Annotated in this window: 14 protein-coding genes; all 14 read right to left on the reverse strand. The window is 68.8% G+C overall.

The genetic code is table 11. The features are described 5' to 3' along the window. Window positions 1-44 precede the first annotated feature (44 nt). Window positions 45-779 (reverse strand): SDR family oxidoreductase, encoded by a 735-nt coding sequence (locus ACL03I_RS14360; RefSeq protein WP_355070453.1) that lies wholly within the window; start codon window positions 777-779, stop codon window positions 45-47. A 178-nt stretch (window positions 780-957) separates the two neighbouring features. Next, window positions 958-1,455, reverse strand: coding sequence for a WKL family lipoprotein (locus ACL03I_RS14365; protein ID WP_355070451.1), 498 nt, complete (start codon window positions 1,453-1,455; stop codon window positions 958-960). A gap of 163 nt (window positions 1,456-1,618) precedes the next feature. Further along, entirely contained in the window at window positions 1,619-2,506 is an 888-nt protein-coding gene (locus tag ACL03I_RS14370) for a LysR family transcriptional regulator (RefSeq protein WP_412806179.1), read from the reverse strand. A gap of 24 nt (window positions 2,507-2,530) precedes the next feature. Further along, window positions 2,531-3,433, reverse strand: a complete 903-nt coding sequence (gene pdxS / locus ACL03I_RS14375; protein WP_195042546.1) for a pyridoxal 5'-phosphate synthase lyase subunit PdxS — start codon at window positions 3,431-3,433, stop codon at window positions 2,531-2,533. Between the two features lie 456 nt (window positions 3,434-3,889). Then, window positions 3,890-4,933: an NUDIX hydrolase gene (locus ACL03I_RS14380; RefSeq protein WP_355071036.1), complete on the reverse strand. Its 1,044-nt coding sequence runs from the start codon at window positions 4,931-4,933 to the stop codon at window positions 3,890-3,892. Further along, entirely contained in the window at window positions 4,933-6,057 is a 1,125-nt protein-coding gene (locus ACL03I_RS14385; RefSeq protein ID WP_355070447.1) for a glycosyltransferase family 4 protein, read from the reverse strand. Before ACL03I_RS14385 ends, ACL03I_RS14380 begins: the two co-directional genes overlap by 1 nt. Continuing rightward, entirely contained in the window at window positions 6,054-7,022 is a 969-nt protein-coding gene (locus tag ACL03I_RS14390; RefSeq protein ID WP_412806180.1) for a phosphatidylinositol mannoside acyltransferase, read from the reverse strand. Before ACL03I_RS14390 ends, ACL03I_RS14385 begins: the two co-directional genes overlap by 4 nt. Window positions 7,023-7,110: 88 nt before the next feature. Next, window positions 7,111-7,806: a phosphatidylinositol phosphate synthase gene (gene pgsA, locus ACL03I_RS14395; RefSeq protein ID WP_412806181.1), complete on the reverse strand. Its 696-nt coding sequence runs from the start codon at window positions 7,804-7,806 to the stop codon at window positions 7,111-7,113. 23 nt (window positions 7,807-7,829) lie between these two features. Then, window positions 7,830-8,429, reverse strand: a complete 600-nt coding sequence (locus ACL03I_RS14400; RefSeq protein WP_355070441.1) for an ATP adenylyltransferase — start codon at window positions 8,427-8,429, stop codon at window positions 7,830-7,832. Further along, entirely contained in the window at window positions 8,426-10,489 is a 2,064-nt protein-coding gene (gene thrS, locus ACL03I_RS14405; RefSeq protein WP_355070439.1) for a threonine--tRNA ligase, read from the reverse strand. The genes ACL03I_RS14400 and thrS overlap by 4 nt, the downstream gene beginning before the upstream one ends. 223 nt (window positions 10,490-10,712) lie before the next feature. Next, window positions 10,713-11,327 carry a (2Fe-2S)-binding protein gene (locus ACL03I_RS14410; RefSeq protein WP_364425941.1) on the reverse strand — a complete coding sequence of 205 codons (615 nt, stop codon included), beginning with the start codon at window positions 11,325-11,327 and terminating at the stop codon, window positions 10,713-10,715. Between the two features lie 2 nt (window positions 11,328-11,329). Next, on the reverse strand, window positions 11,330-11,755 hold the full coding sequence (locus ACL03I_RS14415) for a TIGR02611 family protein (RefSeq protein WP_355070436.1): 426 nt from the start codon (window positions 11,753-11,755) through the stop codon (window positions 11,330-11,332). 110 nt (window positions 11,756-11,865) lie between these two features. Continuing rightward, window positions 11,866-14,115 (reverse strand): solute carrier family 23 protein, encoded by a 2,250-nt coding sequence (locus ACL03I_RS14420; RefSeq protein WP_412806182.1) that lies wholly within the window; start codon window positions 14,113-14,115, stop codon window positions 11,866-11,868. 244 nt (window positions 14,116-14,359) lie between these two features. Then, window positions 14,360-16,588 carry a SulP family inorganic anion transporter gene (locus ACL03I_RS14425; protein ID WP_412806183.1) on the reverse strand — a complete coding sequence of 743 codons (2,229 nt, stop codon included), beginning with the start codon at window positions 16,586-16,588 and terminating at the stop codon, window positions 14,360-14,362. Between the last annotated feature and the right edge of the window lie 580 nt (window positions 16,589-17,168).

Here is a 17,168-nt window from a genome sequence, read left to right on the forward strand (position 1 = left end):
TGCGCATAACCGCGTAGCCATATGGGTTTCCCGCCGCCCAGCGGTCAGACCAGCCGATGCCCGCCGTCCACGTGCAGGACCGTGCCGGTGATGAAGGGATTGCGCATCACGCCCAGCATCGCCTGCGCGATATCGGAAGGGCGGCCGATGCGCCCGACGGGCAGGCGTGCGGCGAGCTGCTGGTGGCGTTCGGTTTTCGCGGGCCCGGCGATGGTGTCCCAGATCGGTGTGTCGACCCACCCCGGCGAGACCACGTTGACGCGGACCGGGCCGAGCTCCAGGGCCAGCGCGTAGGCCAGCGAGGCGAGCGCGCCGTTGACCGCCGCCACCATGGCGCCGCCCGGCGCGGGCCGATACGCCGCGACGCCGGAAGTGAACGTCACCGAGCCGCCCGGTACGACCCGGGCGTGCTTGGCGAGCAGCATGGGGCCGATCAATTTGGCGGAAACGAGGTTCCGAGCCAGGTCGGCGTCGAACCGATCCAGCTGCTGATAGGCGCCGGTGACATCGGCGGCGGTGGTGACGACATGATCGACCGGCTCCGATTCGGCGAACAAACGCTCGAGGTCGGCTTCGCGGGTGATGTCCGCGACCACCGAGCGCACCGTGCCCGGCCCCACGGACAAGATGCGCTCCGCCGCGGCGAGCCGTTCGGCGGAACGGCCCGCGATGGTGACCTGCGCGCCCGTATCGATCAGCGATGCCGCCAGCGCGAGTCCCATGCCGGAGCTGCCGCCCACGATGACGACGCGTTCGGGTGTTGTGCTGCTTGCTGTCATGACTCCACCCGACCATCGCCGCGGTCGAGTGTCCATGTCGCACTGTCGAATACGCCTTAGGCACGGGCTAACACCGCAGGCCGTGGACCGATTCGGTGCACGGACCGCGGTGGGTGGAGCCGACGCCGGTCACGACGAAACGAACGTCACCGCCCGCGCGCCGGGCCGGCTCCCGTCATCACGCGGTGCAGGCCGGGGACTGCTGGTTCAGGTTGGCCAGCGCCTGGCAGGCCCAGGCCTTCTGGACCTTCCACTTGCCGTCTTCGAGGACGAACGGAACGTCGACCTGGTTCGCCTGCCCGTTGACGGTGAACGTGGCCTGGGCGGTGACCGTGTCACCGAAGGCGGTGACGCCCGTGACCACTGCCGTGGCGTTGGCCTGCTGAAACGCCTGGGCCAAGCGATTGGGCAGGCTCGGATCGGCCTCGATGCCCTGCACGAGGTCGAGCTTCTCCTCGTTCGGCACCGCGGGGTCGAGCGCACGCTGCAGGTTGGCGTTGAGTTCTTCTTTGGTGGGCGGGGCAGGTACCTTCGCGGTCGCCGAAGCGGCGGCGGTGGTGGTGTGGGTGGAGTTGTGCGAATCGCTCTTGTCGTCGCTGCCGCAGGCGGCCAGGCCGAGGGCGGCCACAAGGGCCAGGCCCGCTGCTGCGATGCGTCCGGTCTTGAGAAGCTTCAACTGTTCGTCCTTTGCGCTCGGATCGATCCGACGGTGATAGGGCGCGATATGGCCGGGACGGCCATCGAATGGCGAAGCTACTGAGCGTGATTGTGAGAACCATGAGACGACCTTCTGGCCGCCGTAAGAAGTGAACCTAGCATCGGAAGCGGTACCGGCGGGCTCATTCCGGCGACAGTTCGGACGCCAGTGCCGCGAGCAGCGCCGCGACGGCCGGATCGCGCACCGCCGCGCGCCAGGCGATCGCATAGGTCACCCGCAGGGGCGCGCCACGTAACGGCCGCCAAACCAGACCGGACAGTCCGTTTACGCGCGACGAGCTGAGCCCGATCGCGTCGGGACGTGACGGCAGCACGGCCAGCATCTGCGCATGGCCCATCGCGCTGTCGCTCAGCCGTACCGCCGCGCCGTGGTCGGCGAGCGTACGCAACAGCGAATCATGCAGGCCCGCGGCGGATTCGCGGGAGAACAAGATCAACTCGTGCCCATCCAGCTCGGCCGGGTCCAGCGGCGCCGCCGCCCCGGCGAGCGGATGCCGCTCGGACATCACGACGCCCAGCTCCTCGCGGGCAACCGGACGTTGCGCGAAGCGTTCGGGCAGCTCCACCGGGGCGCGGACCAACGCGAGATCGACTTCGTCGTCATCGAGAAAACGCACCTGATCGGCGGTGGTCCCACCGGTGAGCACCATCCGGGCATCGGGCAGCACGGCGGTGAGCAGGCCGCCGATGTGGGCGGGCAGCCAGGGCGGGACGCCGTTCAACAGCCCGAGACGCAGCACCGGGGCACCGGCGGCGGCAGCGCGCCTGGTCTCGCGCATCGCCTCGTCCATCGCGCGCAGCACGTTCCTACCGGAGCGCAGCAGCACCGCGCCCGCGGCCGTCAGCTCCACCCGCGGCTCCCGGACCAGCAAGGGGCCGCCCAGCTCCCGCTCCAGCACCTTGATCTGCTGGCTGAGCGTCGGCGTCGAGATGAACAATCGCTCCGCGGCCCGGCGGAAGTGCAATTCCTCCGCGAGAACCACGAAGTACCGCAGCTGCCGCAACTCCACGCGGCCGACGCTACCGGCCCGAGCTCACCAGCCGCGCTCGGCCAGGCGGTGCGGCTGGGCGATCTCTTCGACATTGATGCCGACCATGGCCTCGCCGAGCCCGCGCGACACCTTCGCCAGCACGTCCGGGTCGTCGTAGAACGTGGTGGCCTTGACGATGGCGGCGGCACGCTGCGCCGGGTTGCCGGACTTGAAGATGCCCGACCCCACGAACACACCCTCGGCCCCGAGCTGCATCATCATCGCGGCGTCGGCGGGAGTGGCGATGCCGCCCGCGGTGAACAGCACGACAGGCAGCTTGCCCGTCTCGGCGATCTCACGGACCAGCTCGTAGGGCGCCTGCAACTCCTTGGCCGCGACGAACAACTCGTCCTCGGGCAGCGACGACAGGCGACGGATCTCCTGGCGGATCTTGCGCATGTGCGTGGTCGCGTTGGACACGTCACCGGTACCGGCCTCGCCCTTGGAGCGAATCATCGCCGCGCCCTCGGTGATTCGGCGCAACGCCTCGCCGAGGTTGGTGGCGCCGCAGACGAACGGCACGGTGAAGTTCCACTTGTCGATGTGGTTGGCGTAATCCGCGGGGGTGAGCACCTCGGACTCATCGATGTAGTCGACACCGAGGCTCTGCAGGATCTGCGCCTCGACGAAGTGGCCGATGCGTGCCTTCGCCATGACCGGGATGGAGACAGCGTTGATGATGCCGTCGATCATGTCCGGGTCGCTCATCCGGGAGACCCCGCCCTGGGCACGGATGTCGGCGGGGACCCGTTCCAGCGCCATCACCGCGACCGCACCGGCGTCCTCGGCGATCTTGGCCTGCTCCGGCGTGACGACATCCATGATCACCCCACCCTTGAGCATCTCGGCCATGCCGCGCTTCACGCGGGCGGTACCGACGGTCTGGGTGGTCTCGGGGGTGGTCACGGCAAACTCCTCCAGGCATGTGCGCCAAATCGATCACTCGCATACGAACGCCACGATTCTAGGTGGGCGCAAAAGGCCACTTGATAGCCAGTTGGAGTGCACTGGCCTGGTGTGATCTCGGTAATGGCGCCTTACGCCGGGAAGGCTCGGCCGCAGTGCCGTCCCGGCGCCGCACTGGCCTGCCCGGTTCGCGCCGGGCGCCCGATCACAGCGGGCCGACCACCAGCAACTGCGCCCAGTACTCCGCGGCCGCGGGACCGATCAGCGGCAACAGGAAATCGAACAGCAGGTACGACATGAACCAACTACCTCCACAACCGAACAGGAACAGCCCCGCCGTCAGCGGGACCACGACACCGAAAGCACATGCGTCCCCGACAGCAATACCCTCCGGCGCCCTGGATCATCGCGACGCTATCACGATCGTGAAACACATCACACGTGTTCCGTGGCCGGTCAGCGGATGGAGCGGACCTCCGGATCGCCGGTGCCCGACGCGGCCTGAGCTGCTTCGGCCAGCAGTTCGTCCAGGTGATACGGGTAGACGGTTTCGCCGGAGCGGTCCAGCGTGACGATGTCGGCGGCGGTGCACCATCGGTGCCCGGTGATGGAGCGGCGTTCGATCGCGGTCAGGTTCGCCGGTTGCGGGTCGAAACCACGCACCCGCAGGGCGAAGAACAACTCCTCGCTCCGGATCAGCTCCCCGTTGAAGGGGAATACCGCTACCCGCCGCCAGATCGGACCGCGCAGGGCGGCCGGATCCCCGCGATATCCGGTCTCCTCGTACAGTTCCCGTACCGCCGCCGCGCGCAGGCTCTCCCCCGGCTCCACGCCGCCGCCGACGGTGAACCAGAACGACACCTGCGGCGTCTTCGGATCGTTGCCGCGCATCAGCAGAGTCCGGTCGTTCTCGTCGAACAGCACCACCCGCGCGGTGGTGCGGATGGTGTCCACCGCGAGGCCCGTGGACGCGGCCGGGGTAGCGCGCTCGGTGATCTCGAAGTAGGACGGCAGCGGCGCGGTACCCCCCAGGTGCAGGACGCGGACCGGGCGGCGCGTGCGCAGCGCCAGCGTGTCGCGTACAGCGTCGTTGTGGAAGCGGCGTGCGATCAGCACCCTGGCCTCGGCGTCGGCCAGTTCGGCGACGAGTTGCGGGCGCAGCGTGCCGATGTCGACCGCCGACAGCGCGGTGGACAAGCGGTTCTCCACGGTCTCGCGCTCGGCGCGACCGGCGCGCTCGGCCCGGTCCGCCAGCGCTGCCAGTTGTCCGGCCTGCTCCGACAGAGCCGGATCGGACACCGGACCCGCGATCGCCATGGCGACCGACCTGGCCACCACCGCCCGGCGGGCCAGCGCCGCGTCGAGCGCCTGCCAGGACTGATCCGAGCGCACGTGCAGCCGGTCGAGCCGGTTGGCGGTGGAGTACGCCCACAGACCGATCGCGACGACAACCGCCGCGATCAGCGCGAGGACGAGAACGGTCGTCGCGGAGAAGGTGATCATCCGGCGGCCCGCACTCTCGTGTCGCCCACGGTCACCGTCTCGTAGACGCGCAGGATCTGTTCGGCCACCACCGGCCAGTCGTACTCGCCGACGACCTGGGTCGCGGTGTGCACGAGCCCCTCCCTGCGCACCTCATCGGTGAGTACGGCATGCAGCGCGGTGGCCAGCGCCGCCGAGTCGCCGACCGGGACCAGCATGCCCGCCGAACCGTCCCGCAGTACCCGGCGGAAGGCGTCCAATTCACTGGCCACGACCGCGGTGCCCGCCGCCATCGCCTCGATCAGGATGATGCCGAAGCTCTCGCCGCCCAGGTTGGGCGCCACGTACACGTCGGCGCTCCGCATCGCGGAAGCCTTTTCCTCGTCGGACACCTGGCCGAGGAAACGCAAGTGGCCGGACAGGTCGCCCGCTTCCCGGCGCAACCGGTCCTCGTCGCCGCGGCCGACGATCAGGATCTCGACGTCGGGATGTTCGCGCACCAGCTCGGGCAGCGCGCCGAGCAGGACCTCCATGCCCTTGCGCGGCTCGTCGTAGCGCCCCAGGAACAGCACCGTCCCGCCGGGGCGCGGATAACCCGGCAACATCGGCGCGCGCGCGAACGCAGGGACGTCGACGCCGTTGGGGATCTCCACCGCGTCCGAGCCGAGCGCCTCGACCTGCCAGCGGCGCGCGAGCTCGGACACCGCGATACGACCGGAGATCTTCTCGTGATACGGCCGCAGCACACCCTGAAAAGTGCTCAGCACCAGCGATTTCGTCGTAGAGGTGTGGAAGGTCGCCACGATCGGGCCCTCGGCGATCTTCAGCGCGAGCATGGACAGGCTCGGCGCGTTCGGCTCGTGGATGTGCAGCACGTCGAAGTCGTTGCCCTCGATCCACCGGCGGATCCTGGTGTAGGCCATGGGCCCGAACGACAGCCGCGCCACCGACCCGTTGTACGGGATGGCCACGGCGCGCCCCGCCGACACCACGAACTCCGGCAGCGGGGTGCCCTCGGACGCGGGCGCCAGGACGCTCACCTTGTGCCCGCGTTCGATGAACACTCGCGCCAGTTCGACCACATGCGCCTGCACCCCGCCGGGGACGTCGAACGAATAGGGGCAGACCATGCCGATCTTCATGGCGATACGTCCCCCTGTTCGGCTTTGATGCTCGCCTGCGCGGTGGCGATCCTGGCACGCCGCTGCGGCGAGAGATCGCTCTCCCACAATGGTTGCAGCATGTGCCAATCCGCGGGGTGCTCGGCGATATTCGCCGCGAAAGTTTCCGCCAACGCCTGGGTGGCCGCTGCCACGCCATCGGAAACATTCAGCGGCGCTTCGACTTTCAGGCCCCAGTCCTCTCGGCCATCGGCGTCGACCTCGAACCAGGCGTGCACCGGCAGCAATGCCGCGCCGGTCTCGATCGCCAGTTTCGCCGCACCCGCCGGCATCCAGGTGCGCTCGCCGAAGAACTGCACGGGCACGCCCTTGCCCGTGAGGTCGCGTTCGCCCAGCAGGCACACGATCTTGTTCTGTCGCAGTCGGGCCGCCAGCAGACCGAACGGCGGCTGCTCACCGCCGGTCAGCGGGATCACCTCGAAGCCGAGGCTCTCCCGATAAGCGACGAACCGCTCGAACAGCGACTCCGGCTTCAGCCGCTCGGCCACGGTGGTGGGGCCGCCGTAGTGCTGCACCAGCCAGACGCCCGCAATGTCCCAGTTGCCGGAATGCGGCAGCACCAAGAGCACGCCTCGGCCCCTCGCAATCGCGGCATCCAGATGCTCCAGCCCGCCGACGTCATAGTCGATCGCTGCATGGTCCATCGTGGGCAGCCGGAACGCCTCCCGCCAGTACCGCGCGTAGGACCGCATGCTGGCGACGATCAGTTCGTCCGGCACGTCGGCGGGAAGCACGCCGAGCACGCGCGCCAGATTGCGCCGCAACTGGTTCGGCGCGCCGCCCGCGTGGAATTCCCGATTGGCGCGACGGGCGACCCGGTCGGCGCCCCACTCGAACAGTCGTCGTGCCGTCGTCTCCGGCAGCGCACGCACCAGTCGCCAGCCCGCCGCGTATCCGGCGGCGCCGAGCTGTTCCCCGATCGTCATCCGAGCCCCCGAGCCGCAGGTCCGCAATTCATCGTGACGGATACCCGGACGCCACCGTCGATCGGTTCGCGCCCGGCATCGGGTGAGGTCACGTCGGAAGCCCCGAGGCGTCGGCGGTGCCCGCGCCAGGGCGCTGCGACTGCCCGGTCGGGATCACGGTGCGCGCTCCCGGCGAGTTGCGTACGGCCAGCACCCGCTGAACCACGGTGACGATGCTGAGCACGGCGAGGACCCACATGGCCACGTGCACGGCGTACGTCAGCCATTCGATCCCCCAGTAGCCACCGATGCCGGTGAATCCGGCGCCGACCAGCACGATGATCAGCCGGTCCGGCCGCTCGATGAGGCCGCCGTCCGCGGACAGCCCACTGGCCTCGGCGCGCGCCTTCGCATAGGAGATCACCTGCGAGGTCACCAAGACGACCAGCGTCGCGGCGAACAAGGGCTTGTGCTGCTCGTGGAAGACCGCCCACCAGGCCAGCCCGCCGAAGATCGCCCCGTCGGCCAGCCGGTCACAGGTGGCGTCCAGCACCGCGCCGTACTTCGTGCCGCCACCGCGTGCCCGCGCCATCGCCCCGTCGAGCATGTCGAACATGACGAACAACCAGATCACCATGGTTCCCCAGAACAGGTGTCCGGTCGGGAAGAGCGTGACCGCGGCGACGATGGAGGCGGTGGTGCCGATCAGCGTCATCGCGTCCGGCGTCAGTCCGGTGCCGACCAGCGCGCGGCCCAGTGGAGCAGTCGCCTTGGCGAACGTCTCGCGGCCGAAGAAACTCAGCACGGCCGACCCGCCCGGTCGCTCATCTACGCCTCCTTCCAGGCCGCCGACAGCAGCGCCCTGGTCTCCCGCAGCAGTTGCGGCATCACCTTCGCCCCGCCGATGACCGTGATGAAGTTCGCGTCGCCACCCCAGCGCGGGACGATGTGCTGGTGCAGGTGGTCGGCCAGCGACCCACCGGCCACCCCGCCGAGATTCAGCCCCACGTTGAAGCCGTGCGGCCGGGACACCTTCTTCATCACCCGGATCGCCTGCTGGGTGAAGGCCATCAACTCGGCGCTCTCCGCCTCGGTGAGATCCTCCAGGTTCGCCACCTTGCGGTACGGCACCACCATCATGTGTCCCGGGTTGTACGGGTACAGGTTGAGCACGGCGTACACCAACTCGCCCCTGGCGACGACCAATCCGTCCTCGTCGGACATCTTCGGGATGTCGGTGAAGGGGTGGCCGGTCGAATCCTTGGGACCGGTGGCCGCCTCCGCGATGTAGGACATGCGATACGGCGTCCACAGGCGCTGCAGCCGATCCGGTTCGCCGGCGCCGGTGTCCACGATGCTGCCCGGCTCGGCCGAGGTCGCGGTCCCGTCCAGATCCGCGAGCCCCTCCGGCACCGTCCGCTCGGTCATGCCCCACCCTTGTTCGCTGATCGGATTTCGAAACCCTCGGCCGTCGGCGACGCGTTCTCCCGGTGGGCGATCCACGCGACGATGGTGGCCACCGCGTCGTCGACCGGCACGCCGTTGACCTGGGTACCGTCGCGGAAGCGGAAGCTCACGGCGTTCGCGTTCACGTCGCGCTCACCGGCGAGCAGCATGAACGGCACCTTCTGGGCGGTGTTGTTGAAGATCTTCTTCTGCATCCGGTCGTCGCTGCGGTCCACCTGTGCCCGGATGCCCTCGTCCTGCAACCGTTCGATCACCCGATCCAGGTGCGGGGCAAAGGTATCCGCGACCGGGATGCCGACGACCTGCACCGGAGACAACCAGGCCGGGAACGCGCCCGCGTAGTGCTCGGTGAGCACACCGAAGAAGCGCTCGATCGACCCGAACAGCGCGCGGTGGATCATGACCGGCCGCTGCTTGGTGCCGTCCGACGCGGTGTACTCCAGGTCGAAGCGCTCGGGCAGGTTGAAGTCGAGCTGGATGGTCGACATCTGCCAGGTGCGCCCCAGCGCGTCCTTGGCCTGCACGGAGATCTTCGGACCGTAGAAGGCGGCGCCGCCGGGATCGGGTACCAGCTCGAGACCGGAGGCCGAGGCGACCTTGGACAAGGTCTCGGTGGCCTCCTCCCAGATCTCGTCGGAACCGACGAACTTCTTCGGGTCCTTGGTGGACAGCTCGAGGTAGAAGTCGTCGAGGCCGTAGTCCTTCAGCAGATCCAGCACGAACCGCAGCGTGTCGGTCAGTTCGCTGTGCATCTGCTCTTTGGTGCAGTAGATGTGCGCGTCGTCCTGAGTCATGCCGCGCACCCGGGTCAGACCGTGCACCACGCCGGACTTCTCGTAGCGGTAGACCGAGCCGAACTCGAACAGCCGCAGTGGCAGCTCCCGATACGACCGGCCGCGGGCACGGAAGATCAGGTTGTGCATCGGGCAGTTCATCGGCTTGACGTAGTAGTCCTGGCCGGGCTTGCGGACCGTGCCGTCCTCGTTGAGTTCGGCGTCCAGGTGCATCGCGGGGAACATGCCGTCGCGGTACCAGTCCAGGTGGCCGGAGACCTCGAACAGGTGGCCCTTGGTGATGTGCGGGGTGTTGACGAACTCGTAGCCCGCCGCGACGTGCCTGCGGCGCGAGTACTCCTCCAGTTCCTTGCGGATGATGCCGCCCTTGGGGTGGAACACCGGGAGACCGGAACCGAGCTCGTCGGGGAAGCTGAACAGGTCCAGTTCCAGGCCGAGCTTGCGGTGATCGCGGCGCTCCGCCTCGGCGAGCAGGTGCAGGTGCTCGTCGAGCGCCTCCTGGGACTCCCACGCGGTGCCGTAGACGCGCTGCAGGTCCTCCCGGCTCTGGTCACCGCGCCAGTAGGCGGCCGAGCTGCGGGTCAGTTTGAAGGCCGGGATGAACTTGGTGGTCGGGATGTGCGGGCCGCGGCACAGATCGCCCCAGATCTTCTCGCCGGTGCGCGGATCCAGATTGTCGTAGATGGTCAGCTCTTTGCCGCCGACCTCCATGACCTCTGGATCATCGATCCCGGACTTGTCGCTGATCAGCTCCAGTTTGAACGGCTCACCGGCCAGCTCGACCCTGGCCTCGTCGACCTCGACCACCCGGCGGGAGAAACGCTGCGCGCCCTTGACGATCTTCTTCATCCGGGATTCCAGCTTGGCCAGATCCTCCGGGGTGAACGGCCGCTCGACCCGGAAGTCGTAGTAGAACCCGTCCTTGATGTAGGGACCGATGCCCAGCTTGGCCTCGGGGAATTCCTGCTGCACCGCTTGGGCGAGCACATGCGCGGCGGAGTGCCGGATGACGTTGCGGCCGTCGGGGGTGTTCGCCGCGACCGGCTCCACGTCGACGTCCTCGTCCGGGGTCCAGGACAGATCCTTGAGTTCGCCGTCCAGCCGGACGACGACGACGGTCTCCGGCCCCTTGGTGGACAGTCCGGCCTCGCGCACCGCGGCGCCCGCCGTCGTCCCGGCCGGCACCCGGACGAGGGCGACTGGGCTGATGGCGGCTGAGGTGGTCACGGCTGCGCTCTCCTTGGCGTTTCTCGTGCGCGGGCGGGGTCCCGCTGGATGGTGGCCGATCGCAAGTTCGTCCGGCGCGACCATGCTACTGTCCCGCCGCTTCGGCCCGCCCCTCCGGGTTTTGGGCCGTAGCGGTCGGGTGGCGCGAGATTTGCGTTCGGGTCTTTCTCCGGGTGACGCCGGAGTTCCTGGCGTTCCCGTCGAGTTGTCGCGCGCCGGATGGTCAGCCCTCGGCGGCCAGGTCCGCGAGCAGTGCGATGCGTTCGGCGGCAGAACGTTTCGGGCAGCTGGTGCACATCTCGCAGCCGGGGACCTCGAACACCAGGCAGCAGGAGATGCGCCGCACGAAGGTGCGTCCGCCGATCTCGACGAAACGCGGAACCGGAAGTTTGCCGCCGACCTCGGCGGCCAGCCGTGCGCCCGCGTCCGGCGACCCGGCATCCAGTGCCCGATTGCCGATCGCGTCGGCCACGATCGCCCACAACGCGGGGACGCCTGCGCTCGACACCCGGGCGACCGGCGGGATGACGGTCGCCAGCGTCTCGCGCAGCGCCGATGCGCTACCGGAAGCCCGGGCGCCGTCCACCGGGATGCGCACCCGTTCGATGCCGCCGTCGGGGCGCACTTCGCATTCCAGCCGGTCCAGCGCGGCCTCGGGGGCGTCCGCGTCGTGCGCGTACGCCCGCGCGATCTGCTCCACCAGCGCGGACGCGGCCATGCACCACCACAGCGTGCCCGCGATACGCAGCGACGTGGTCCCCCAGGAATGGCCCATCTCCGCGATACGCGCGGCCAGCCATTCCGGTTGGGTGAGCATGCGCCCCGGAACGGTGGTCACCGTTACAGGGGGCTGCGCAGCCATTCCCATTCGACTCCGATCCAACTACCCACAAGCCCGAAGGTTCCCAACACCCACAGCGTCGCCACGACCAGCGCGGCGGTGCCGACCGCCCCGGCCACCTGCACGGCCAGACCTTGCCGGGAGTACCAGTCCATCAACTGCCGATACCGGTCCCGCAGCCAGGTCAAGACCCGGTGCGCCCAAGCGAATTCGGTGGCGAGGATGCCCAGCCCGGCGAACACGATCGCCCAGCCGGGACCGGGATAGGGAATCGCGAGCACACCGGCCGCGAGCACGGCTACACCGACCACCGCGACCACGATCCGGTAGCCGAGGTACAGCGTAGGTCGTCGTTCGAGCCCGGCGCGGAAGGCGCGCCAGCGGGTCGGCCGATCGTCCGAGCTCGTTTCGAGGTCTGCCGTCACGTTTCCCAGGGTACGAGGGTCCGGCACAGCGAATCGCGATCCCACTCGCCCGGACAACGGTGACCCCGCCCGAGCAGGCCGCCCGGGCGGGATCACCCATCCCCGTCCGATCAGACGAGTTCGGGAGCGGGCTGATGGCCCGCGTCATCGATGTGCGCGATCCCGTTCTCGGTCACCTCGACCACCCGGGCACTGGCGATGTCGAAGAACAGGCCCGACACCTTGACGCCGCGCTCGGCGACCGCCTTGCGCACCGCTGGGTGCCGGTGCAGCAACTCGAGCTGCACCGCGACGTTCACCATGGCCAGCTGATCGACCTCGCCGAAACCGGCCTCCCGCGCGGCACTCGCCACCGGGTGGCCCGCGTGGAACCGCTCCAGGCTCGGTCGCGCATGGGCGAGCCAGGCGTCCACGCCGGGGACCTGGGCCCCGGCGTGCAACGCCTTCATCGCACCGCACGAGGAATGCCCGCAGACCACGATCGAGCGGACGTTCAGCTGCTCGAGCGCGAACACCAGCGCGGCCTCCACCGACGCGTCACCCTCGGCGGGCGCCAGGTTGCCCACGTTGCGCACCGTGAACAGATCGCCCGGCCCGCTGTTGGTGATGATGTTCGGCACGATCCGCGAGTCCGAGCAGGTCAGGAAGAACGAATCCGGGTCCTGCGTGTCGCGCAACTCGTCCAGATGCGGCCGGACGACGTGCGCGTGGCTGCGGTGGAAGGCCGCCACACCCGCCGCCACCGGATTATCGTGCCGCTCGTCGCGCCGCCAAGGGCCGAGGATGTCGTCCCAGACCGAGCGGGCGAAGCTGCGCGCGGGCGGCTGCGCCGCGGCGTGGGCCATCCTGGCGCCGCCGATCTCCACGAAATCGACGTTGCCGCCGTGGTTCACCTGCTGGCGGGCGAATTCCTCGATGGCCTCGAACGCCGCGTGATCGAGGAAGTCGACGGTCATCTCCACCGTGACGTCGGCTCCCGGAGGGATCTTCGCGAATTGCGCCGACAGTTTCGGCAGCGCGAGGAAGGTGGCCGATCCGTCGATGGTGACCAGCCAGCGCTGCGTGCCGGGTACCTGTCGGGCCTCGATCGCCACGCGCACCACCCGCCACAGCAGCAGGCCGAAGGCCAGGCCCAGACCGATCAGCACGCCCTCGAGCAGGTTCGCGAACACCACGCCGAGCACCGTCACGGCGTAGACCAGCAGGTCGCCGGTGCGCCGCGCCAGTTTGATGTGGGCCAGCTTCACCAATTGGATGCCGATCACGATGAGCAGACCGGCCAGCGCGGCCTTCGGGATCTGCTCCACCACGGAGACCAGGGCCACCGAGAACACCAGCACCCAGACCCCGTGCAGGATCGCGGAGGCGCGGCTGTGCGCGCCCGCCTGCACGTTGGTGGCACTACGCACGATCACGCCGGTGACCGGCAGGCCGCCGAGCAGACCGGACAGCACGTTCGCCGAGCCTTGGCCGATCAGTTCCCGGTCGAAGTCGGTGCGCTTGCGCGAGTGCATCTTGTCCACGGCCACCGCGGACAGCAGGCTCTCCACGCTGGCGATCAACGCGATGGTGACGACTGCCAGCGCCAGACCCGACCAGTCGCCGCGAGGCAGCGCGGGCAGGCCGATGGCGTCGAACAGCGAGCCGTTCAGCACGATGCGCACCGCGTCGAGCGGAAGCACCAGCGACAGCGCCGTACCCACGAGCACCGCGACCAGCGGACCCGGCACGACGCGGACCCTGGCGGGCAGGTACTTCCAGCCGAGCATGATCGCGATCACGACCACGCCGATCAGCGTGCCACCGCCGTGCAGGGACAACAGCTGCCCGGGCAGCTCGACGATGTTCCGCCAGGCCGAGCTGTGCGAGGAACCGCCGAGCAGCACATGGATCTGCTGCAGCGCGATGGTGATGCCGATACCGGCGAGCATCGCGTGCACCACCACGGGCGCCACGGCGAGCGCCGCCCTGGCCACGCGGCTCAGGCCGAGCAGGATTTGCAGCACACCGGCGGCGAAGACGATGAAACACGTTGTGCGCCAACCGAATTGATTGATCGTCTCGGCGACCACGACGGTGAGGCCCGCGGCGGGGCCGCTCACCTGCAGGACCGAACCACCGAGGCTGGCGGCGACGACACCGCCGATCACGGCGGCGATGAGCCCGGCGGCGACGGGGGCTCCGGAGGCGATCGCGATGCCGAGCGAAAGCGGCAGCGCGACAAGGAAAACAACGATCGATGCGGGCACATCGTGGCGCAGGATTTCGGTGAAGCGATCGGACAGCGGTCCGGAACTGCGGCTCGAACCCGCCGGTGCGGGCTTCGACGGTGGCGGGGCCAAATCGTGATCGATAGCCATGACTCTCCTTCGCCGACTCGGCTGTTTCGCCGAGGTCGGTTGACGATCAACATGTCCAGCAGGGCACAAGACCGCGAACCGGCATCTCGCGGTGAAGCAGTCCCGACACAGCGATGAGTCGAGATGTAAACGAGTGCAAGTCTATTGGTAAAGACTTAGCAAAGCCTGAGAAGTTCGCCGATTGTGTGCGATTCCCCACTATCCGGTCGTCGTCCATCAGCATGATCCACCGCACAATGCCTGGTCAGACGGGTTCCGCCGCGATACCGCGCCGCTCGTCGCCGAACTCCGCGATGCCGTCGGCCATGACCTCGATCACCCGGGCCGTGGCGAGGTCGAAGAACAATCCCGACACCGCCACGCCCCGCTCCTCGATCCCCCGGCGCACGACCGGGTGCGCGTGCAGCGTCTCCAGCTGCACGGCGACGTTCACCATGCCCAGCTGATCCACCGGGCCGAATCCCGCGACGGCCGCCGCGGCGGCGACCGGATGCCCCAGCCGGTAGCGCTCCAGGCTCGGCCGGGCGTGCGCCAGCCAGTCGCCGAGCCCCGCCCCGGCCCGCACCTCGCGATGCAGCGCCTCCATGGCACCGCAGCCGGAGTGGCCGCAGACCACGACCGCGCGCACGTCCAGCCGCTCCAACGCGTAGATCAGCGCCGCCTCCACCGAGACGTCCCCACCGCGCGTAGGCACCAGATTGCCCACGTTGCGCACGGTGAACAGGTCGCCAGGGCCGCTGTTGGTGATGACGTTCGGCACGATTCTGGCGTCCGCACAGGTGAGGAAGAACGAGTCGGCGTCGTGCCGATGGCGCAACTTGTCCAGGTGCGGGCGCAGCAGGTGGGCGTGGCCGCGGTGGTAGGCGGCGATGCCCGCCGCGATGCGGTCCTCCCGGTCGCCCGTGCGCCGCCACGGTCCGATGACCTGGTCGACGACCTGCCTGAAGTGCCCGCGCTCGGGCGGTCCGGCCAAGGCGGTTGCCATCCTTTCGCCGCCGAGTTCGACGAATTCCACTGCACTACCGTGCGTTTCGCGCTCGCGAGCCCATTCGGTGAGGAACTCGTGCGTAGCGTGGTCCAGGAAGTCGACGGCCATCTCGACGGTCACCTCGGCGTCGGCCGGGACCTTCGCCAGTTCCGCGGTGAGCTTCGGCAAGGCCAGGAAGGTGCACGTGCCGTCGATAGCGACCACCCACCGGCGCGAGCCGGGTACGGGAGCCGCGACGATCAGCACGCGCACCACCCGCCACAGCAGCAGCGCGAACGCGAGCACGAGACCGATCAGCATGCCCTGCAAGAGATTCAGGAACACCACACCCAGCACCGTCGCCAGGTAGACGTACATTTCACCGGCCCGCCTGGCCAGCCGGATGTGCGCCAGCTTGATCAGCTGCGCGCCGACGAAGATGAGCAGTCCGGCCAGCGCGGCGGTCGGGATCTGCCGCACGAGGCCGGCCAGGGCCACCGCGAACAGCAGGATCCAGACTCCGTGCAGCACGGTCGCCGCCCTGCTGTGAGCGCCTGCGTTCGCGTTGGTGATGCTGCGCACGATGACGGCCGCGATCGGCAGGCCGCCGAGCAGGCCGGAGACGACGTTGGCCGATCCCTGCCCGATCAGCTCCCGGTCGAAATCGGTGCGGTGACCAGGCCGCATCTTGTCCACCGCGACCGCCGACAGCAGGCTTTCGACGCTGGCGATGAGCGCGATCGTGATCACGGTCGAGGCGACGGCCGCCGGGCCGCCGGAGGGGATGGCGGGCAGGCCCAGGGACTCCAGCAACGACTCGTTCAGCACGAGGTGCTCGACCCGCGTGGGCAGGACGAGCGCCAGCAGCGTGGCGGTGACCACGGCGACGAGCGGTGCGGGGAGCACGCGCACCCGCCGTGGCGCGAAGCGCCAAGCGACCAGGATGCCGATGACGACCAGGCCCACGCACAGGTCGCCGGTGCGCACCGACAAAAGCTGCCGCGGTAACCCCACCAGCGCGGCGAACGACGAACTCAGCGAGCTGCCCCCGAGCAGCACGTGCACCTGTTGCAGCGCGATCACCACGCCGATGCCCGCCAGCATGCCGTGCACGACCACCGGGGCGATGGCCAGCGCGGCGCGCGCGACCCGGCTCAGCCCGAACAGGATCTGCAGCACACCCGCTCCGACGGTGATGAAGCACGTTGCCGCCCAGCCGAATTGGTGCACACTCTCGGCGACGACCACGGTGAGGCTCGCGGTGGGCCCGCTCACCTGGATCGCGGAACCACCCAGCAATCCGGCCACCACACCGCCGACGACGGCTGCGATGAGTCCTGCCGCCACCGGAGCGCCGGAGGCCACCGCCACACCGAGCGAAAGGGGAAGCGCGACCAGGAAAACCACGATCGAGGCAGGTAGATCGGCACGGCCGACGCTGGTCAGGCGACCGGCGAGGTGTGCGTGCGGCGACGTCCGTGGTGCGGAATCGGTGTCGGTGGACATATTTTCTCCTTCGCCGGGGTGGCCCCGGTTCATCGGTCAAACATGTTCTTGGCATCGAAAGCGAGCGGCGGGCGAAGCTCGGGCCGTTCCTCCGTCGGTGGAGGCGACCCCGTGACACAGTGATCGAAACGATAGTAAAGAGTTCGCAAAGGGTGTGGAAAGGTTCCCGGTTCCCAGAAAGGCAACCGCTACCATAATGTGACTCAGGTCACAGCGCAACAAAGAACGTCGACGGCTGCCGATTCGAGGAGCTTCGCAGCGACAGGACGCTCGACTGGACGGATGGCCAAGGAGACAGCCCGCTCACCGGCGAACGACGTCGAAGACGAATCCCTCGATCGTGACTCCCGGTGCGAACGAGAACGCCCACGCCACCAGCCCAGTGGAGCACGCGATACTTCGCCCACCCGGACGTTCCGCCTGAGGCTCACGAAGAGCGTCTCCGCGGTACGCGGGCCGAGGCAGTCGACGAGGTTCTAACGATCGGATACGCAAAATCCCCCCGACCTGGCAATCTGTCGAGGGGAATCGAGTGGTCCCAGCTGGGATCGAACCAGCGACCTTCCGCGTGTGAGGCGGA

Origin of the sequence: Nocardia sichangensis, assembly GCF_047200615.1 — a bacterium.
Lineage (GTDB): Bacteria > Actinomycetota > Actinomycetes > Mycobacteriales > Mycobacteriaceae > Nocardia > Nocardia sichangensis.

Excerpts from the sequence above, each read along its gene's own strand:
- ACL03I_RS14360 (WP_355070453.1), bottom strand. The coding sequence starts at position 779 with ATGACAGCAAGCAGCACAACACCCGAACGCGTCGTCATCGTGGGCGGC.
- ACL03I_RS14385 (WP_355070447.1), bottom strand. The coding sequence starts at position 6,057 with ATGAAGATCGGCATGGTCTGCCCCTATTCGTTCGACGTCCCCGGCGGG.
- ACL03I_RS14390 (WP_412806180.1), bottom strand. The coding sequence starts at position 7,022 with ATGACGATCGGGGAACAGCTCGGCGCCGCCGGATACGCGGCGGGCTGG.
- ACL03I_RS14400 (WP_355070441.1), bottom strand. The coding sequence starts at position 8,429 with ATGACCGAGCGGACGGTGCCGGAGGGGCTCGCGGATCTGGACGGGACC.
- ACL03I_RS14420 (WP_412806182.1), bottom strand. The coding sequence starts at position 14,115 with ATGGCTATCGATCACGATTTGGCCCCGCCACCGTCGAAGCCCGCACCG.
- ACL03I_RS14425 (WP_412806183.1), bottom strand. The coding sequence starts at position 16,588 with ATGTCCACCGACACCGATTCCGCACCACGGACGTCGCCGCACGCACAC.